A 19179-nucleotide genomic window follows, 5' to 3' on the forward strand; every position below is an offset into this window, starting at 1 on the left:
GCATGCAGCGGCGCGCGCGCCCCGCGATGGCGCGCGGCGCACGGTGGGCGTGCGCCAAAGGGCGCGGGCGGTCACCAGGTGAGCCGCAGGTGGGCGCGCTTGCCGGCCACGCCGGCCCATTGCTCGTGGCCGTCCATCGGGGCCTTGGCCTGCGTGAGCGGGCGCCAGCCCGGGGCGCGGGCCAGGCGCGCGTTCAGTTCGACGAACTCGGCCTGCTGCGGGCTCACCTCGGCGGCGTTGACGATCGCGTCCACCGGGCATTGCGGCACGCACACCGAGCAGTCGATGCAGCCCTCGGGGTCGATCACCACGAAGTTGGGCCCCTCGACGAAGCAGTCCATGGGGCAGACGCTCACGCAGTCGGTGTACTTGCACTGGATGCAGGCGTCGGTGACGATGAAGGGCATGGCAACTCCGGGAACGCAGCCGCCACGATAGCCGTGCGCGGCCGCCTGCGCTGCGCTGGGGCCTTGTGCGCAGGGCGCCGAAGCTGAAAGCCAGATGAAAGCCTGGCGCCCGGTCGCCCCGGAACCCAGCAGGAAGTGGCCAGAACGGTGCGCAGACCGCGTTTTCACGCCTGTTCTTGGGGCATCGCGCGCGTATCATGACGGGCGCCGCGCCCACCCACAGCGCGGCTTTTTGCGAGCCAAAGCGAGCAACTCATCATCGCCCCCCCGGTGCACGACGCCGGCGGTCGGCGTGGCTGGAAGTACGTCATGACCCTGTTCCCGACCGTCCATCCCCATGTCCCAGTCCCAACCCTCCGGGTCGGCCGCCGACGCGGCTGCGCGCGCCCCGGTGGCCGAGCCGCGCGCCCTGTTCATTGAAGACTGGCTCACGGTGATCGTGATGGCGCTGCTGGCGCTCATCACGTTCGCCAACGTGCTGGTCCGCTACTTCACCGACTCCTCGTTCGCCTGGACCGAGGAGTTCTCCATCTTCCTGATGATCCTGCTGGCCATGGTGGCGGGATCCGCCGCCGTGGCCCGCGACGCCCACATCCGCATCGAGTGGTTCGTCGAGCGCGGCTCCGAGCGTCGCCGCCGGCGCCTGGCGCAGTTCGGCGCGCTGATGGTGGCCCTGCTGTTCGCGCTGATCGCCGCACTCAGCGTGCGCGTCGTGTGGGACGACTACCGCTTCGAGGAGACGTCTCCCGGCATCGGCGTGCCGCAGTGGTGGTACTCGATCTGGCTGCCGGTGTGCTGCACGTTGATCACGCTGCGCGCCATCGGCCTGTTCCTGCGCCAGCGCCGGGCCGCGCAGGCCGCGGAGGGTGACGCATGATCGCCACCCTGCTGTTTGCGGCCTTCTTCATCATGATGTTCGTGGGCGTGCCCATCGGGGCCGCCCTGGGCCTGGCCGGCGCGGCGGCGATCGCGCTGGCCAACTCGGAGGTGCAGTGGTTCGGCCTGCTGGCCGTGCCGCAGAACTTCTACGCGGGCCTGGGCAAGTACCCGCTGCTGGCCATCCCGATGTTCGTGCTGGTCGGCTCGATCTTCGACCGCTCGGGCGTGGCCGCACGCCTGGTGAACTTCGCGGTGTCCATCGTCGGGCGCGGGCCTGGCATGCTGCCGCTGGTGGCGATCGCCGTGGCGATGTTCCTCGGCGGCATCTCGGGCTCGGGCCCGGCCAACGCGGCGGCCGTGGGCGGCGTGATGATCGCGGCGATGAGCCGCGCCGGCTATCCCGGTTCGTTCTCGGCCAGCGTGGTGGGCGCGGCGGCGTCGACCGACATCCTGATCCCGCCCTCGGTGGCCTTCATCATCTACTCGGTGCTGGTGCCGGGCGCCTCGGTGCCCGCGCTGTTCGCCGCCGGCATGGTGCCGGGCGTGCTGGCTGGCCTGGCGCTGATCGTGCCGGCGGTGTGGATGGCGCGCCGCCACGGCATGGGCGCGCTGGAAGCCGACCTGCCCAAGCCGCCGTTCTGGAAGAGCCTGCGCGAAGCCTCCTGGGGGCTGGCCGCGCCGGTGCTGATCCTGGGCGGCATGCGCGCCGGCTGGTTCACGCCCACCGAGGCCGCGGTGGTCGCGGTGTTCTACGGGCTGTTCGTCGGCATGGTGATCCACCGCACGATCGGCGTGCGCGACCTGTTCGTGATCCTGCGCGAGGCGGGGGAGCTCTCCGCGGTGATCCTGCTGGTGGTCTCGCTGGCGGGCATCTTCGCGTTCTCGCTGTCGACGCTCGGCGTGATCGACCCGATCACCCGTGCCATCGTGAACTCGGGCGTGGGCGAGTACGGCGTGCTGGCGCTGCTGATCCTGATGCTGGTGGTGCTGGGCATGTTCCTCGACGGCATCTCGATCTTCCTGATCTTCGTGCCGCTGCTGGCGCCCATCATGCAGCACTACCAGTGGGACCCGGTCTGGTTCGGCGTGCTGCTGACGCTCAACGTCGCGCTGGGCCAGTTCACCCCGCCGCTGGCGGTGAACCTGATGGTCTCGTGCCGCATCGCCGGCGTGCCGATGGAATCGACCACGCGCTGGGTGATCCCGATGATCGTCGCGATGATCATCGTGATGATCGCGGTGATCGCGTTCCCGCAGGTCGCCTTGTGGCTGCCGACCGCCCTCGGCTATTGATGACAGAGACAACCACCCCCGGGCCGCACGTCGGCCAGGATTTCATCCCAACCAGGAGACTCGTCCCATGAAGAAACGCACTTTCACCGCTTCCCTGCTCGCCGCCGTGGCGGCGGTGGCCTTCAGCGCCCCGGCGCTGGCCCAGAACTACAAGAGCGAGTACCGCATGTCGCTGGTGCTGGGCACGGCCTTCCCGTGGGGCAAGGGCGGCGAGATCTGGGCCAACAAGGTCCGCGAGCGCACCAACGGCCGCATCAACATCAAGCTCTACCCCGGCGTGTCGCTGCTGCAGGGCGACCAGACCCGCGAGTTCTCGGCGCTGCGCCAGGGCGTGATCGACATGGCCGTGGGCTCGACCATCAACTGGTCGCCGCAGGTCAAGCAGCTGAACCTGTTCTCGCTGCCGTTCCTGTTCCCCGACTACGCCGCGGTGGATGCCGTGACGCAGGGCGAGGTCGGCAAGCGCATCTTCCAGACGCTGGAGAAGTCCGGCGTGGTGCCGCTGGCCTGGGGCGAGAACGGCTACCGCGAGATCTCCAACTCCAAGCGCCCGATCCGCACGCCCGACGACCTGAAGGGCCTGAAGATCCGCGTGGTGGGCTCGCCGCTGTTCCTCGACACCTTCACCGCGCTGGGCGCCAACCCCACCCAGATGAGCTGGGCCGACGCGCAGCCCGCGTTCGCCAGCGGCGCCGTGGACGGCCAGGAGAACCCGATCTCCGTCTACCAGGCCGCCAAGCTGCACACCGTGAACCAGAAGTACATCACGATGTGGGGCTACATCAACGACCCGCTGATCTTCGTCGTCAACAAGGACGTCTGGAACTCCTGGACGCCGGAAGACCGCGAGATCGTGCGCCAGGCCGCCATCGAGGCCGGCCAGGAGGAGATCGCCATCGCGCGCAAGGGCATGGTGGAAGCCGACAAGCCGCTGCTCAAAGAGCTGGAAGCCAACGGCGTGACCGTCACGCAGCTGACCGAGCAGGAGCGCGCGGCCTTCGTGAAGGCCACGCGCAGCGTCTACGACAAGTGGAAGAAACAGATCGGCGCCGACCTGGTGGAAGCCGCCGAGAAGGCGATCGCGGCGCGCAAGAAGTGATGCGTGCCTGAGGCCCCGGGCCGAGGGGCCTCCCGCCTGACGACAACCCCGCTGCGGCGGGGTTGTCCGTTTTCACGCCGCCACCGGCTGCGCCGCGGCGATGGCGTGTTCCTTCTCCCACATGTAGTCCCCTGCCTGGATGGGCTCGAACAGCGGGCCGTCGCGGCCGACGCAGGTGGGGATGCAGGCGATCTGGGCGTCGTCGTTGGGGTGCAGGAAGTAGGCGATCGACTGGCGCGGGCGCAGCGGGCTGCCCGGCGGCGGGTTGACCACGCGGTGGAAGTTGGAGCGCCAGCGGTCGTTGGTCCAGCGCTGCATCATGTCGCCGATGTTGATCACGAAGCCGTCGCGCAGGTAGGGCACGTCCATCCATTCGCCTGTCAGGCTGCGCACCTGCAGGCCGCCCGGTGCGTCGCTCGGGGCCAGGATCGTGAGGCTGCCGTAATCGGTGTGGGCACCGGCGCGCAGCTGGCCCGGCAGCGGCTCGACCTTCTGCGCCGGGTAATGGATGGTGCTGAGCACCGAGAAGTGGCGGTCGATCTTGTCGTCGAACCAGTGCTCGGGCAGCCCCAGCGCCATCGCGAACAGGCGCATCAGCGTCGCGCCGAGCGCCTCCATCGCGCGGTAGTAGGCGGGGGCGACCGCCGCGAACCCGGCCGGCTGCGAGGGCCAGCGGTTGGCGCGGTGGAAGCGCGCGGCCGACGGCGTGGTGGCCAGGCGCTCGCCGTCCAGGTGCCCCACCATGAAGTACTCGCGCAGGTCGGGCGGCGCGGTCTCGCCTTCCTTGGCGGCCAGGCCCGAGGCGGCCATCGCGTGGTAGCCGTGGTGCGTGCCGGGGGCGGCGAGCACCGCCTGCTTGACCTCGGCGGGGGCGGCGAAGAACTCGCGCGAGACCTCGAACCAGCGGTCCAGCAGGGCCAGGTCCAGCCCGTGGCCGGTGACGACCAGGAAGCCGATCTCGCGGTTGATGCGGTCCACCTCCCCGGCCACCGCCTGGCGCTGCGCCGGGGTGCCGTGGAGGAAAGGGGCGATGTCGACCACCGGGACGTGGTCCAGCGCGGCGTGGGGTGGGGTGTGCATGATTTCCTTTGCTGATTGTGCACAATCTGTGGTTAATATAATGCACATCCTCACCCGACGCCAACCGCGATGCACAACCCCGCCTCCTCCACCTACCGCGGCATGGACCGCGCCGCCCTCGACGTGGCTTACAACAACCGTGCCGTGGTGCCGGACTGGGAGGGCTACCTGGCCCGCTGGCGCGCCCGCAGCGACGTCGTCTACGGCCAGGCCAGCGCCCGCGACCTGGCCTACGGCCCGGCGCCGCGCCAGCGCCTGGACCTGCTGCTGGCGCCCGACCCGCAGGCGCCGACCGTGCTGTTCCTGCACGGCGGCTACTGGCAGTGGAACGACAAGGAAGGCCAGGCCTTCGTGGCCGAGGGCCTGCTGCCCCGCGGGCTGTCGGTCGCGGTGGGCGAGTACACGCTGGCGCCGCAGGCCTCGATCGACGACATCTGCGCCGAGGCGCGCGCCCAGGTGGCGTTCCTCGCCGCCGAGCTGCAACGGCGCGGCCGCCGGCCGCAGCTGCTGCTGTGCGGCATCTCCACCGGCGCACACCTGATGGCCTGCGCGCTGGACCACCCGGCCGTGCGCGGCGCGCTGCTGATCAGCGGCATCTACGACCTGGAACCGATCCGGCTGTCCTCGCTCAATGACGCGATCGGCATGGACGCCGGCGCGGCGCGGCGCAACTCGCCGCTGCACGCGATTCCCCCGCAGCTGCCGCCGGTGGTGCTGGCCTTCGGCGCCGAGGAGCGCCCCGAGATCCGCCGTCAGAGCGCCGACTACGCCGCCGCGCTGCAGGCGCTGGGGCACCGGGTCGAGGTGCTGCCGGTGGCGGGCGCGGACCATTTCTCGGTGCTCGAGACCCTGGCCGATCCGGCCGGCGTGCTGGCGCAGCGCATGCGCCGGCTGGCGGAGGCCGTGGCATGACGCGCGCCGCGCCGCCCGCGCCCGTCGAGCTCGAGGCCGACCGCTTTACCGGCCTGAACGAGATCGAGTCCGGTGTGGCGCGCCAGATCATCGCGGCCATCGCCGAGCGGCGCCTGATGCCGGGCACGCGGCTGACCGAGGAGGAGATGTCGCGCCTGCTGGGCGTCAGCCGGGAGCGCATCCGGCGCGTGCTGCTGGTGCTGTCGCAGCACGGCATCCTCGACATCGCCCCGAACCGCGGCGCCTTCGTCGCGGTGCCCACGCCCGCGCAGCGGCGCGAGGCCTTCGAGCTGCGCCAGCTGCTGGAGCGCCACATCGTCACCGCGCTGTGCGCGCGGCCCCCGGCCGAGCGTCGGCAGATGGCCGCGGCACTGCACGCCCACGTGCAGGAGGAGCAGGCCGCCGGCACCGCGCGCGACCGCGCCCTGCAGATCCGCCTGTCGGGCGACTTCCACCTCAAGCTCGCGGCGCTGCACGGCAACGCGCAGATGCTGCGCACGCTGCGCGAGACCATGCGCCGCATGTCGCTGGCACTGGCCGCGCAGCCGCCGCTGCAGGCCGACCTGGACTGCTCGATCAACGAGCACCTGCCGCTGGTCGAGGCCATCGAACGCGGCGATGCCGCGCAGGCCGCGCAGCTGATGGACGGGCACCTCGCCCACGTCGAGCAGCACCTGGTCGAGCCCGGGCGCGGCGACGACAGTCCGCTGGCGCGGGCCTTCAAGCCGGCGCGCTGAACGGCCGCGTCAGGCGCGCGCGCGGCGGCCGGCCGGCACGCCCGGCGCGGCGCCGACCGGCACCTGCTGGATCGCGCGCACCAGGTCCACCTTGGGCGGGTCGACGTGCACCAGGTCCAGCGCCCCTTCGATCGCGTACAGGCAGCGCTCCATCGCCAGCGCCGCCGCGTCGCTGTTGCCTTCTTCCAGCCGGTCGACGATCTCGCGCTGGTGCTCGATCGCGCTGCCCAGCGTGCGCGGCCCGCCGTAGAGGGCCACGATCAGCGAGGTGCGCAGGATCAGCGACTCCAGCGCCGACACCAGCGCGCCGTTGTGCGCGAGCTGGGCCAGGTGGCGGTGGAACTCCCCCGAGGCGCGGATCGCGCCCTGCCGGTCGCCCTGCAGCGCGGCGGTCTCCTGGTCGTGGATGAACTGGCGCAGCTTGTGGATGGACGGGGTGAGGATGGTGCGCGCCACGATGCCGGTGGTCACGCGCTCGATCACCCGGCGCGCCTCGAACACGTCGCGGGCCTCCTTCGGCGTCGGGCTGGCGATGTAGGCGCCGCGGTTCTTGCGCAACTCGACGAGCTGTTCATAGGCCAGGCGCTGTAGCACCGGGCGCACCCGGGTGCGGCTGACGCCGAAGGTCTCGGCCAGCGTCTCCTCCGGGAGCTTGGTGCCCGGGGGCAGCAGGCCGGAGAGGATGGTCACGCGCAGCCGTTCGGCCATCGCGGCTTCGAAAGCCTGGTCATCCATGCTGGAGCTCCTCGCCTCGGTGCCTCGCCCGGCACGCCGCGCACCAGGGCGGTGCGGCACGCTGCACGGCGGGGCGGAACAATCCGTGGGCAAAGTGTACACAATCGGTCTTTGATTTGCACAAAATGACTTAAGTCATTGTTTTCACGTCAAGGCCGGTTTGTTCATCAAACTGGCACGGGCCTTGCGGTCATGGCGCTTACAACGCATCGAGAACCACGAGCGAACGAGAGCAACGCCATGAAAATGCACCAGATCCCCGTGATCGACATCGCGCCCTTCCTGCAGGGCGACCCCGAAGGCCGGCGCCAGGTGGCCCACGAGATGAACCGCGCCTGCGAGGAAATCGGCTTCTTCATGGTCAAGGGTCACGGGGTGGCCCAGGACCTGATCGACGAGACCTACCGCACGGCCGAGGCCTTCTTCCACCTGCCGCTGGAAGAAAAGCTCACCATCCGCCAGCCGGCCCCGCACATCAGCCGCGGCTACACCCCGCTGGCCGGCGAGAGCCTGTCGGCCAGCCTGGGCGAGAAGGCCCCCGGCGACCTGAAGGAAATGGTCGACATGGGCCCGATCGACGTGCCCGGCGGAGAGTACTACTCGCGCCCCGAGGCGGCCAACCACTTCGAGCCCAACCTGTGGCCGGCGCAGCCGGAGAACTTCCGTCCGGTCATGGAGCGCTACTACCGCCGCATGAACCGCCTGGCCAACGACCTGATGGCCATCTTCGCGCTTGCGCTGGACCTGCCCGAGGACTTCTTCTTCGACAAGATCGACAAGAGCCTGAGCGCGCTGCGCTTGATCTGCTACCCCGAGCAGAAGGAGCCGCCGGTGCCCGGCCAGCTGCGCAGCGGCGCCCACACCGACTACGGCACGCTGACCATCCTGACCTCCAACCGCGCGGTCGGCGGCCTGCAGGCACGCCATCGCGACGGCTACTGGGTCGACGTGATCCCCGAGCCGGGCTGCTTCGTCATCAACATCGGCGACGCGATGCAGGTCTGGACCAACGACCGCTGGGTCTCGACGCTGCACCGCGTGGTCAACCCGCCCGCGGCGCTGTCCGGCGACGCCGGCAGCGCGCGCCGCCAGTCGCTGGTGTTCTTCCACCAGCCCAACTACGACGCCGTGATCGACACGCTGGCCTCGTGCTACGGCCCGGGCCGCCCGAAGCGCTACGACCCGATCACCTTCGGCGAGCACTGGACCCGCAAGTGGATGGCCACCAAGACCACCCCGGCGGTCCAGCCGATGGCGGCCTGAGCGCGGAGACGGTCATGACCTCTGCCCTGAGCCTGGCCCTCACCGGCGACGTGATCCCCGTGCGCCGCCTGGCGCACGCCTCGCCCGAAGCGCGCGCGCACGCCGAGCCGCTGTTCGAGATGCTGCGCGCCGCCGACGTGGCGCTGGGCAACTTCGAGATCACGCTGTCGCAGCGCGGAACGCCGCTGGAGAAGCTGCTGAACATCCGCACCGATGCCGCGGTGGCGCAGGACCTCGCGCCCATGGGCTTCGACGTGCTCAACATCGCCAACAACCACACCGTCGACTACGGCTGGGAGGGGCTCGAGGACACGAAGCACGCGCTGCTGGCCGCCGGCGTGCAGCCGGTCGGCGTGGGCGCCACGCTGGCCGAGGCCTCGACGCCGGTGCAGCTCGAGGTGCAGGGCCGTCGCGTGGTGATCCTCGGCTACTCGTGCCTGCTGCCCACCGGCATGTCCGCGAGCGAGCGCCGCCCGGGCCTGGCGCCGCTGCACGTGGAGACCGGCTACGAGGTCGATCCCTACTACCAGATGGAAGAGCCGGGCGACCCGTCCTGCGTGCGCATCCGCACCCGGGTGCGCGAGGCCGACCTGGCGCGTGCCGTGGCCGACGTGCGCCGCTGGCGCGAACACGCCGACGTGCTGGTGGTCACCATCCACTGGGGCTACGGCTCGGGCGAGGAGCTCGCCGAGTACCAGCAGCCCCTGGCCCATGCGCTGATCGACGCCGGCGCCGACCTGATCCATGGCCACCACCCGCATGCGGTGCATGCGATCGGCCATCACCGCGGCAAGCCCATCCTCTACAGCCTGGGCACCTTCCTCGGCCAGCAGATCTTCCTGCCGGCCTCCGACGCGGTGCAGGCCCTGTGGGCCGGCATGTCGCCCGACGGTTACCTCGCGCAGGTCGAGGTCGGCGCGGACGGCAGCTGCGCGCTGACGCTGACCCCGCACACGCTGAACGCCGAGCGCCTGCCGGTGGTCGCCACCGGCGCCGACTTCGAGCGCATTGCCGCGCGCCTGCAACGCCTGAGCGCGCCGCACGGCACCGAGGTGGTCGTCGACGGCGGCCGCCTGCGCGCACGACCCGCGGCCGCCCCCGTGGCGCTGACCGCCTGACCGACCCGATTCATTCGCTTCCCAACCCTTACCCACACCTCACAGGAGCCCCACATGTCCCACTCGCGCCCCCTCTTCTCCCGCCGCCTCGCCCTGGGCGCCCTCGCTGCTGCCGCGCTGTCGGCCTCCGGCCTGGCACTGGCCGCCGATGCGCCCAAGACGATCGCCGTGAGCTTCCCCAACGCCTCCACCATCGGCGCCGTGCAGGTGTCGCTGGACCAGGCCAAGAAGAAGGGCGCCGAGCTGGGCTATCAGGTCGTGGTCGACGACCCGGGCTCGGACATGAACAAGCAGATCAACACGCTCAAGACCTGGATCCAGGCCAAGGTGCCGGTGATCGTCTGCGTGGTGCCGCAGCCCAAGGTGTTCGAGGCCATCGCCAAGCAGGCGCGCGCCGCCGGCATCAAGTGGATCACCTACGGCGAGCAGCTCGAGAACCAGGACGCCACCGTCGGCTACGCACAGTACGACGACGGCAAGCGCCTGGGCGAGGCCGCCGGCGAATGGATCGAGAAGAACTTCACCGCCGAGGAACCGGCCAAGGTCGCCATCCTGGGCTACGAGAAGTTCACCTGGGGCCAGCTGCGCGGCAAGGGCATCACCGACGGCCTGCAGTCCAAGACGAGCAAGTTCACCATCGTGGCCCGCCAGGACGCCATCAACCCGACCGAAGGCATGAGCGCCACGCGCGCCATCCTGCAGGCCAACCCCAAGGTCAACGTGATCCTGGGCGTGGAAGACCCGGCCACCGAAGGCGCCTACAAGGCCTGGGTCGCGGCCGGCCGTGCCAAGGACGATCCCAAGGGCTTCATCGGCGGCATGGACGGCACCGCGCCGGCGCTGCAGCTGCTCAAGGAAGGCAACAACGTCTACCGCGCCTCGATGGCCATCCCGCTGCGTGCCGTGGGGGATGCCATCGTCACCACGGCCGACCGCCTGCTCAAGGGCGAGAAGACCGGCAACACCATCGTGCCGCTGGAGCTGGTGACGCCCAAGTCGCCCAAGGCCCAGGAGTTCCTGGCCGAACAGGGCGCCCTCTGACGCCTGTCCCGCAACCCGCCTGACGGAAATCCTGCCATGCCCTTCGAGGTGATCAATCTGCGCAAGTCCTACGGCGGGGTCGAGGTCCTCAAGGGCATCGACCTCAAGATCGCCGACGGCGAGATCCACGCGCTGCTGGGTGCCAACGGCGCGGGCAAGTCCACGCTGATCAAGTGCATCGCCGGTGCCGTGCAGCCGGACGACGGCCAGATCCACGTCGGGCGCGAACGCTTCCGCAGCCTCACGCCGCGCGAGGCGCGTCAGGCGGGCATCACGGTCATCTACCAGGACCTCTCGCTGGCCGCGAGCCTGACGGTGGCCGACAACGTGTTCCTCGGCCAGGAGCTGCGCGTCGGCCCCTTCGTGCGCCGCCGTGCGCAGGAGGCCGAGACCGCGGTGTGGCTGGACAAGCTCGGCATCGACCTCGACCCCTCGACGGTGCTGACCGGCATCGGCCACGCCGAGCTGCAGGCCATCGAGATCATCAAGTCGCTGCGCACCCGCCCGCGCCTGCTGATCCTCGACGAGCCGACCGCGGCGCTCAGCGAGCGCGAGGCCGCGCGCCTGCGCCAGCACCTGCTGGCGCTCAAGGGCCAGGACCTGCCCATCCTCTACGTCACGCACCGCATGAACGAAGTGTTCGAGCTGGCCGACCGCTTCACCGTGCTGCGCGGCGGGCAGGTCGCGCTGGCCGGCGAGGTGCGCGCGCACGACCGCGAGGAGATCATCGGCGCCATCGTCGGCCGCCAGATGCAGGCAGCCACGCCGCCGGAGGCCCAGGCCGGCGTGCAGGCCGCGCCGCTGCTCGAGGCCCGCGGCCTGCTGGCCGGCGGCATCGGCCCGGTGGACCTCCAGGTGCGCCCCGGCGAGATCCTCGGCGTGTTCGGCCTGGTGGGTTCCGGCCGCACCGAGCTGCTCGAGGCGCTGTTCACCGCACGGCCCAGCTATGCCGGCGAGCTGCGCATCGAGGGCCGGCCGGTGCGCCTCAAGGGCCCGGCGCAGGCCGTGGCCGCCGGCGTCGCGCTGGTGCCGGCCGACCGGCCGCGCAACAGCGTGTTCGCCTCGCTTTCCGCGCAGGAAAACTGGAGCCTGCCGAACCTGTCGGTGCTCGGCCGCTTCGGCCTGCGTCGCCCGGGCGCCGAGCGTGCCGGCTTCGACCGCATGGCCGAGCAGCTGGACCTGCGCCCGCGCCGCGCCGACCTGGAGGCGGGGCGCTTCTCCGGCGGCAACCAGCAGAAGCTGGTGCTGGGCCGCTGGCTGGACCGCGCTGGCTGCCGCGTGCTGCTGCTCGACGAGCCGACCCAGGGCGTCGACGTCGGCGTGCGGCGCGACCTCTACGACGGGCTGGAGCGCTTCGTCGCCGGCGGCGAGCGCGCCGCGATCGTGACCTCCTCCGAACCCGATGAACTGATCCAGCTCGCGCACCGCGTGATCGTGCTCGCCCACGGCAAGGTGGCCGGCGAGCTGCGCGGCGCGCAGATCACCGAGAGCAACCTGCTCGAGCTGGCGCACCACTCTCCCGAACCGGCCCTGGCCTCCTGAACCGACCCGGCCCCCGACGAAAGCGACTTCCCATGTCCTCGACTTCCGCCCTTCCTTCCGCGTCTCCCGCGCCTGCTCCTGCGCGCCTGGGCTCCTGGTTCAAGCGCCTGGGCAACATCGACTTCGCGCTCAACAACATCCTGCTGCTGGCGCTGATCCTGCTGTGCGCCGTGTTCGCCGTGCAGTCGCCGGTGTTCTTCACCTGGTCCAACGCCGAGATCATCCTGACCAACAACGCCGCCATCGGCGTGCTGGTCGCGGCGATGACGCTGCTGGCCATCGCGGGCCACGTGGACCTGTCGGTGGGCTCCAACATCGCGCTGTCGTCGATGATCGCCGCGCTGTGCATGACCGAATGGGAATGCTCCGCGCCGGTGGCCATCGCCGCGGGCATCGGCACCGGCGCGCTGGCCGGCGCGGCCAACGGCGTGATGTGCGCGCTGCTGCGCTTCAACCCCATCATCGTGACGCTCGGGATGCTGGGCATCCTGCGCGGCGCGACGCTGCTGATCAACAACACCGAGGTCTATGGCCTGGGCGACGCCTTCAACACGCTGGGCAACGGCGCCTTCCTCGGCGTGCCGGTGCTGCTGTGGATCGTCGTGGCCTGCTTCGCCGCCTCGGCGCTGTTCATCTCGCTGACCACCTGGGGCCGCTACATCTACGCGATCGGCATCAACGCCCACGCGGCCTTCCTCGCCGCGCTGCCGGTGCGCGCGCTGCCCTTCGCGCTGTACGTGATCACCGGCGCCGCCGCGGGCCTGGCCGGCGTGATGCTGGCCGCGCGGGTCGACGGCTCCTCGCCCGGCTCGATGGGCCTGCAGATGGAGCTGCAGGCGCTGACCATCATCCTGCTGGGCGGCGTGGCCTTCGCCGGCGGCCGCGGGCGCATGACCGGCGTGATCATCGCGTGGATCTTCCTCGGCGTGCTGAGCAACGGCCTGACCCTGCTCAACGTCACGCCCTTCGTGCAGCTGGTCGCCTCCGGCCTGGCGCTGGTGTTCGCCGCCGCGCTGGACACGCTGGGCACCGTGATCGCCCCGCGCCTGGAGCAGCGCCGCCGCGCGCTGGAACAGCAGCGCGCCCAGGCCGCACGCGCATGAGCTGAGCGTCCGCCTTCCCCGTTTCACGCACGTCCGACCGCACGTCGCAGTGGCCTGGGCCGCCGCGGCGCGGGGCGGGCTGTGCCCGGCACCCGGACCGATTCCCTTTTCCCAACCCCTGCAAGAGGACTTACATGCACATGATCCGCCCCCTGATCGCTTCGGTCGCCTGCGCTGTCGCCACCTTCGGCACGGCGGCCCAGGCCGAAAGCCAGGTGAACCTCTACGGCGTCGTCAGCACCGACTTCGTCAGCGCCAGCAACGTCTACGAGAACGGCAAGTCCAGCCGCCGCACCTCGCTGGACGGCGGCCGCTGGGCGCCGTCGCGCTTCGGCCTGCGCGGCAGCGAGGACCTGGGCGGTGGCCTGAGCGCCACCTTCAACCTGGAAGCGGGCCTGTCGCCCGACACCGGCGCGGCCGCCGGCACCTTCTGGAACCGCGGCTCGCACGTGGGCCTGAAGGGTGACTTCGGCCAGGTCACGTTCGGCCGCCAGTGGAACCTGAACGACGACGTGATGTGCGGCTACTTCATCTGCGGTGGCTACGCGGCGTTCAGCTACACCGAGTTCGGCTGGCTGAGCGACACCGTCAACAACAGCGTCAAGTACTACTCGCCCAGCTTCGGCGGCGTGCAGCTCGGCGTGCTCTACGGCTTCGGCGAGCAGCCGGGCAGCACCTCGGCAGGCAGCACGCTCGAGCTGTCCGGCACCTACAGCGCCGGTCCGCTGAGCGTGGGCCTGACGCACCACCAGTCCAAGGCGCTGGTGGGCAGCGAGAAGGACAAGCTGACCTCGCTGGGCGCCAGCTACAGCTTCGGCGAGCTGCGCGCGCGCCTGGCCTACGCGGTCAGCGACTTCGAGGCCTCGGGACTGGACGAAGCGGCGACCTACGACCTGGGCATCGACTGGTTCGGCCTGCCCTCGACCCGCCTGTCGCTGGACTATGTCGCGCGCGACCTGAAGGGCTCGGGCGACGACAGCCACTTCATCCGCCTGGTCGGCGACTACTCGCTGTCCAAGCGCACCGGCTTCACGGCCAACGTGATCTACCTGAAGAACCGCGGTGACGCGGCCGAAGCCTTCTACGGCGAGGGCGCGCCGGGCCAGAGCCAGACCGTGTTCACGGTGGGCGTGCGCCACAGCTTCTGAGCGCGCAGGCTCCGCGCCCCGGCGCCTGGCGCCGGGGCGGGAGGGAACGTGCCTGAACCGGCAGGACCAGGACCCCGCCCCGGCGGGGTCCTGTCCTTTCCGGGGCTCAGGCCACGACCCCGGCGGCGCGCAGGGCCTGCACCTCGGCCTCGGTGTAGCCCAGCGTCGCCAGCACCTCGTCGGTGTGCGCGCCGACGGACGGCGGCCCTGCACGCACTGGCAGGCGGGTGCCGTCCAGCATCAGCGGCAGCAGCACGGTCTTCACCTCGCGGCCGTCGGGCAGCGGCATCGGCGCCAGCCCGCCGGTGGCGTCGAGGTGCGGGTCCTCCAGCAGCTCGTGCGGCGCGCGGATGGGCGCGTACGGCAGCCCGCGGCTTTCGAACGCCTGCGCGATGTCGACCGCCTGGCGCGTGGCCAGGCGCTCGCGCAGCAGCGGCATCAGCCATGACCGGGCCATGACGCGCTGGTTGTTGGTCGCCAGGCGCTCGTCGTCGCGCAGGTCGGCAAAACCGAGCGCATCGCAGAACGCCTGCCACTGCGTGTCCGACACCACCGCGAGGAAGATCTGCTCGCCGCCGGCCACCGTGAACACGTCGTAGATGCCCCAGGCCGAGACGCGCGCGGGCATCGGCGCGGCGGGCCGGCCCGTCAGCGCGTACTGCATCATGTGCGAGGCCACCAGCAGGACGTTGTTCTCGAACAGCGAGCTCAGCACTTCCTGGCCGCGGCCGGTGCGCTCGCGCTCGCGCAGCGCCGCCATCGCGCCGATGGCGCCGAACATGCCGCCCATGATGTCGTTGACCGACGCCCCGGCGCGCAGCGGGTCGCCGGGGCGGCCGGTCATGTAGGCGAGTCCGCCCATCATCTGCACCACCTCGTCCAGCGCGGTGCGGTGTTCGTAGGGGCCGGGCAGGAAGCCCTTGTGCGAGACATAGACGAGCCGCTCGTTGAGCTGCGACAGGCGGGCGTAGTCCAGCCCCAGCCGGGCCATCGTGCCGCTCTTGAAGTTCTCGCTGAAGATGTCGACGCGGGCCGCGAGCCGGCGCACGATCTCCAGGCCGCGCGGGTCGGACACGTCGATCGCGACGCTCTTCTTGTTGCGGTTGAAGGTCGCGAAGAAGCCCGTGCCGGAGCCCGGCAGCCGGCGCGTCGAGTCGCCCTGCAGCGGCTCGACCTTGATCACGTCCGCGCCCAGGTCGGCGAGGATCATCCCGCAGGTCGGGCCCATGACCATGTGGGTGAACTCGAGCACCTGTACCCCCGACAGGGGCAGCTCGCGGGCGTCGCTCATGCCGTCACCTCCTGTTTGGCCGCGTGCGGTTGCCGATGCCGGTACGGTAACCGATGGATCCCCGCCGGGACATCCGGGCATCGGCGAGGACGCTGCCGGGTCCGGCCGGGCGGCGCGGCCTGCGTCTAGACTGTAGGGCACGACCCACGCACGACAGGCGGCCCGGCCCGGCGTCGCCGACGACAGAGGAGACGAGCAATGACCCAGGCCTACATCGTGGCGGCGGTGCGCACGGCCGGTGGCCGGCGCGGGGGCCGGCTGTCCGGCTGGCATCCGGTGGAACTCGCGGCGCGCGTGATCGACGCGCTGGTGGACCGCACCGGCATGGACCCGGCGCTGGTGGACGACGTGCTGATGGGCTGCGTCAGCCAGGTCGGCGAGCAGTCGACCAACGTGGCGCGCAACGCGGTGCTGGCCTCGCGCCTGCCGCAGTCGGTGCCGGGCACCTCGATCGACCGCCAGTGCGGCTCCTCGCAGCAGGCGCTGCACTTCGCGGCGCAGGCCGTCATGTCCGGCACGATGGACGTGGTGATCGCCGCGGGCGTCGAGTCGATGACGCGGGTGCCGATGGGCAGCCCGAGCACCCTGGCCCAGAAGGCCGGCATGGGGCACTACCAGAGCCCCGAGATCTGCCGCCGCCATGGCGAGGCGGTGTTCAGCCAGTTCACCGGCGCCGAGATGGTGGCGCGCAAGTACGGCCTGTCGAAGGACACGCTGGACCGCTACGCGCTGCAAAGCCATCAGCGCGCCGCGGCCGCCACGCAGGCCGGGTTGTTCCGCGACGAGATCGTGCCGTTGCCCGTGCGCGATGCGGACGGGCGCGACACCGGCCAGCTGCACGAGGTGGACGAGGGCATCCGCTTCGATGCGTCGCTGGAGGCGATCGCGCAGGTCAAGCTGCTGCAGGAAGGCGGCGTGATCACCGCGGCCAATGCCAGCCAGATCTGCGACGGGGCCTCGGGCGTGCTGGTGGTCAACGAGCAGGGCCTCAGGAAGCTGGGGGTCGATCCGCTGGCGCGCATCCACCACATGTCGGTGCTGGGGCACGACCCGGTGATCATGCTGGAAGCGCCGATCCCGGCCACGCAGCGGGCCTTGCACAAGGCCGGCATGCGCCTGCAGGACATCGACCTCTACGAGGTCAACGAAGCCTTCGCGTCGGTGCCGCTGGCCTGGCTGCAGGCGCTGGATGCGGACCCCGAGCGCATGAACGCGCGCGGCGGCGCGATCGCGCTGGGCCACCCGCTCGGCGCCTCGGGCACCAAGCTGATGACGACGCTGGTGCACGCGCTGCGGCAGACCGGCAAGCGCTGGGGCCTGCAGACCATGTGCGAAGGCGGCGGCATGGCCAACGTGACCATCGTCGAGCGCCTGTAGGCGCAGGCCGCAGGCAGGGGCGCACATCGGGCGCACGAGCCGGCCGCTGCAGGCGCGGCGGGTCAGGGCCGGGCGGTGAGGCCGCCCGCGGTGCTCAGACCTCCAGCCAGCCGCGGAAGCCGCGCGCCGCATAGTAGGACGGTGCCCCGTTGTGGTAGACGAACACGCGGCCGTAGCGGCGGTCGCCGTACAGCGCGCCGCCCCGCGCCCGGATGTCCGGCGGCGTGAGCAGCCAGCTCGAGGTCTTGAGGTCGAATTCGCCGAACGTCTGCAGCGCGAGGTACTGCGCCTCGTCGAGCAGCTGCACGCCGATCTCCTCGGCCATCTCGAGCGCGCTGCGCGCGGGGGCATGCTCCCTGCGCGACCGGCGGGCCTCGGCGTCGTAGCAGAGGCTGCGGCGGCCCGCAGGGCTTTCGGCGGCGCAGTCGCAGAACACCACGCCACCCGATGGCGCGGGCAGTCCGATCACGTCCGGCTCGCCGCCGCTGGCTTCCATCCGTTGCAGCACCTCCAGCGCCTGCGGGCGGCGTTCCAGCCGCGCGGCCACGTCGGCCCAGGCCACGCCCGGGTGGCGCTGCGGGTGTTGCGCGAAACGTTGCGCGAGCGTGCGCAGCAGGCGCTCGCGGTCGGCAGCGTCCAGTGTCATGGTGTCGCTCCCTGCAGCCAGTAGCCGGCGGCCAGCGCCGGCGTGTAGGCCTCGAACGGCCCCTGCAGCGTGGGGCAGGCCGAGAGCTGCTGCGGGCGCTTGAGGTAGGCCCAGGCCGTCACGACCTCGGACGGGTCGTCGACCGCTTCCACCTCGATGCGCAGGCGCTCGTAGCCCCAGGGCAGGCCCGCTTCCTCGAAGGCGTCCAGCCCGGGCATGGCCTCGTCGGGCATCTCGTACAGTTCGCCCGGTACCTGGAAGCCCTGCCCCGGCTGGTGCACCAGCCACGGCGCGCAGGCCTCGTCGGGCAGGCCGGCGACGTACAGCGGCAGGCGCTGCCGCGTGCGGTACACGCCGCCGATGCGGCGGCCCGGGTTGCGGTGGAAGTTGGGAAAGCCCTGCTTCAGGGTGCCGTAGACGAAGACCAGTGTGGACATGGGATGTCGTGCGTGCTTGCGGCGCGCCCCGCGGCGCCTCTCGAAGGGTGGGCCGATTGTGGCCCCGCACCCCGGCCGGCACCAAGCCCGGGCCGGGGTGCCGGTGCCGCGCGAAGGGCCTGCCGTGCCGAAGGGCATGGCGCACGGGCCTACAGCGCGCGGATCGTCGTCGAGAGCAGCTCCAGCATCACCTGCACGCGCATCGGCTGGCGCCGCCGCGGCGGGTAGACCAGGTGCACGGTCTGGGTCGGCCCGCTCCACTGCGGCAGCAGGCGCACCAGCTCCTTGCGACGCAGCAGCCCGTTGACCATCCAGCAGGGCTGGAACGCGATGCCCGCGCCCTCGCGCACCGCATCGAGCAGCGCGACGGCGTTGTTGAGGCGGTAGCGCGTCTGCACCGGCACCTCGCGCGTGCCGTCGGGGCCGGTGAGGGTCACGGTGTCGTCCTCGCCGAGCGGATAGCGCAGGAAGGGATGGCGCGCCAGGTCCTCCAGCCGGCGCGGGCGGCCATGCCGGCGCACGTAGTCGGCCGAGGCGACGATGTAGCGCGGCCAGCGCGCCAGCTCGCGCGCCACCATGTCCGGCGGCAAGGCGCTGCCGATGCGCACCATCAGGTCGTAGCGCTCGGCGACCGGGTCGACGTAGCGGTCTTCCAGCATCAGGTCGATGCGCAGTTCCGGGTATTGCTGCAGCGCCTGCAGCATCAGCCGGTGCAGGTGCAGCTCGCCCAGCGCCACCGGCGCCGAGATGCGCACCAGCCCGCGCGGCTGGCGCGTGCCTTCGTCCAGCGCGGTGACGGCGTCCTCGTAGTCCTCCAGCAGCCGGCGGGCGCTCTCGAGGAAGCGTGCGCCTTCGTCGGTCGGCACCACGCGCGCCGGGCCGCGCTCGAGCAGGCGCACGCCCAGGCTCGCCTCCAGGGCGGCGATCTGCTTGCTGACCGTGGGCTGGGTGGTCGCAAGCGAGCGTGCCGCGGCCGAGAGGCTGCCCAGCTCGACGGCCCGGACGAAGCATTGCATGGCACGCAGCCGGTCCATCGGGATATTCCAGTCTGGAATGGTGAGGCTTCCATTC

The 19179-nt window shown here is 71.2% G+C and carries 19 protein-coding genes; 12 read left to right on the forward strand and 7 right to left on the reverse strand.

Annotation, left to right across the window (positions count from 1 at the left end; translation table 11 throughout):
• Positions 1-71 precede the first annotated feature (71 nt).
• Complete coding sequence (gene fdxA / locus IS481_RS00215; RefSeq protein WP_104357285.1) at positions 72-407, reverse strand: ferredoxin FdxA; 336 nt, start codon at positions 405-407, stop codon at positions 72-74.
• Between the two features lie 337 nt (positions 408-744).
• On the opposite strand from fdxA, the gene IS481_RS00220 reads away from it, so the two are divergent.
• From IS481_RS00220 to IS481_RS00230, 3 genes are all read left to right on the forward strand, one after another.
• The gene (locus tag IS481_RS00220) at positions 745-1284 is read left to right on the forward strand and encodes a TRAP transporter small permease (protein ID WP_104357286.1); all 540 of its coding nucleotides are present in this window, start codon (positions 745-747) and stop codon (positions 1282-1284) included.
• Positions 1281-2579 (forward strand): TRAP transporter large permease, encoded by a 1299-nt coding sequence (locus IS481_RS00225; protein ID WP_104357287.1) that lies wholly within the window; start codon positions 1281-1283, stop codon positions 2577-2579. The genes IS481_RS00220 and IS481_RS00225 overlap by 4 nt, the downstream gene beginning before the upstream one ends.
• Before the next feature lie 67 nt (positions 2580-2646).
• Entirely contained in the window at positions 2647-3678 is a 1032-nt protein-coding gene (locus tag IS481_RS00230; RefSeq protein WP_104357288.1) for a DctP family TRAP transporter solute-binding subunit, read from the forward strand.
• A gap of 72 nt (positions 3679-3750) precedes the next feature.
• Here the strand turns inward: IS481_RS00230 and IS481_RS00235 are convergent, their stop codons facing one another.
• On the reverse strand, positions 3751-4758 hold the full coding sequence (locus tag IS481_RS00235; RefSeq protein ID WP_170067450.1) for an isopenicillin N synthase family dioxygenase: 1008 nt from the start codon (positions 4756-4758) through the stop codon (positions 3751-3753).
• Positions 4759-4827: 69 nt separating this feature from the next.
• Here IS481_RS00235 and IS481_RS00240 point away from each other — a divergent pair, with 69 nt between their 5' ends.
• Both IS481_RS00240 and IS481_RS00245 read left to right on the forward strand, forming a co-directional pair.
• Positions 4828-5670: an alpha/beta hydrolase gene (locus tag IS481_RS00240; protein ID WP_104357290.1), complete on the forward strand. Its 843-nt coding sequence runs from the start codon at positions 4828-4830 to the stop codon at positions 5668-5670.
• Positions 5667-6407 (forward strand): GntR family transcriptional regulator, encoded by a 741-nt coding sequence (locus IS481_RS00245; RefSeq protein WP_104357291.1) that lies wholly within the window; start codon positions 5667-5669, stop codon positions 6405-6407. Before IS481_RS00240 ends, IS481_RS00245 begins: the two co-directional genes overlap by 4 nt.
• 9 nt (positions 6408-6416) lie before the next feature.
• Here IS481_RS00245 and IS481_RS00250 read toward each other — a convergent pair whose 3' ends face one another.
• On the reverse strand, positions 6417-7142 hold the full coding sequence (locus IS481_RS00250; RefSeq protein WP_104357292.1) for a GntR family transcriptional regulator: 726 nt from the start codon (positions 7140-7142) through the stop codon (positions 6417-6419).
• 240 nt (positions 7143-7382) lie between these two features.
• Between IS481_RS00250 and IS481_RS00255 the strand changes: the two genes are divergently transcribed.
• The 6 genes from IS481_RS00255 (at position 7383) to IS481_RS00280 (ending at position 14357) form a co-directional block, all read left to right on the forward strand.
• Positions 7383-8405, forward strand: coding sequence for an isopenicillin N synthase family dioxygenase (locus tag IS481_RS00255; protein WP_104357293.1), 1023 nt, complete (start codon positions 7383-7385; stop codon positions 8403-8405).
• Positions 8406-8419: 14 nt separating this feature from the next.
• Complete coding sequence (locus tag IS481_RS00260) at positions 8420-9523, forward strand: CapA family protein (protein ID WP_104357294.1); 1104 nt, start codon at positions 8420-8422, stop codon at positions 9521-9523.
• A gap of 54 nt (positions 9524-9577) precedes the next feature.
• Positions 9578-10564, forward strand: coding sequence for a sugar ABC transporter substrate-binding protein (locus IS481_RS00265; protein WP_104357295.1), 987 nt, complete (start codon positions 9578-9580; stop codon positions 10562-10564).
• A gap of 36 nt (positions 10565-10600) precedes the next feature.
• The gene (locus IS481_RS00270) at positions 10601-12106 is read left to right on the forward strand and encodes a sugar ABC transporter ATP-binding protein (protein ID WP_104357296.1); all 1506 of its coding nucleotides are present in this window, start codon (positions 10601-10603) and stop codon (positions 12104-12106) included.
• A 32-nt stretch (positions 12107-12138) separates the two neighbouring features.
• Positions 12139-13209, forward strand: a complete 1071-nt coding sequence (locus IS481_RS00275; RefSeq protein WP_104357297.1) for an ABC transporter permease — start codon at positions 12139-12141, stop codon at positions 13207-13209.
• Between the two features lie 140 nt (positions 13210-13349).
• Positions 13350-14357 carry a porin gene (locus tag IS481_RS00280; protein ID WP_170067451.1) on the forward strand — a complete coding sequence of 336 codons (1008 nt, stop codon included), beginning with the start codon at positions 13350-13352 and terminating at the stop codon, positions 14355-14357.
• Between the two features lie 106 nt (positions 14358-14463).
• Here the strand turns inward: IS481_RS00280 and IS481_RS00285 are convergent, their stop codons facing one another.
• The gene (locus IS481_RS00285; RefSeq protein WP_104357299.1) at positions 14464-15648 is read right to left on the reverse strand and encodes a CaiB/BaiF CoA transferase family protein; all 1185 of its coding nucleotides are present in this window, start codon (positions 15646-15648) and stop codon (positions 14464-14466) included.
• 198 nt (positions 15649-15846) lie between these two features.
• On the opposite strand from IS481_RS00285, the gene IS481_RS00290 reads away from it, so the two are divergent.
• Complete coding sequence (locus IS481_RS00290; RefSeq protein ID WP_104357300.1) at positions 15847-17025, forward strand: acetyl-CoA C-acetyltransferase; 1179 nt, start codon at positions 15847-15849, stop codon at positions 17023-17025.
• A 94-nt stretch (positions 17026-17119) separates the two neighbouring features.
• Here the strand turns inward: IS481_RS00290 and IS481_RS00295 are convergent, their stop codons facing one another.
• From IS481_RS00295 to IS481_RS00305, 3 genes are all read right to left on the reverse strand, one after another.
• Entirely contained in the window at positions 17120-17671 is a 552-nt protein-coding gene (locus tag IS481_RS00295) for a DUF4256 domain-containing protein (RefSeq protein WP_165908754.1), read from the reverse strand.
• Entirely contained in the window at positions 17668-18108 is a 441-nt protein-coding gene (locus IS481_RS00300; RefSeq protein ID WP_170067452.1) for a gamma-glutamylcyclotransferase family protein, read from the reverse strand. Before IS481_RS00300 ends, IS481_RS00295 begins: the two co-directional genes overlap by 4 nt.
• Before the next feature lie 149 nt (positions 18109-18257).
• Positions 18258-19142 carry a LysR family transcriptional regulator gene (locus IS481_RS00305; protein ID WP_104357302.1) on the reverse strand — a complete coding sequence of 295 codons (885 nt, stop codon included), beginning with the start codon at positions 19140-19142 and terminating at the stop codon, positions 18258-18260.
• Positions 19143-19179 lie beyond the last annotated feature (37 nt).

Source organism: Caldimonas thermodepolymerans (assembly GCF_015476235.1).
Lineage (GTDB): Bacteria > Pseudomonadota > Gammaproteobacteria > Burkholderiales > Burkholderiaceae_C > Caldimonas > Caldimonas thermodepolymerans.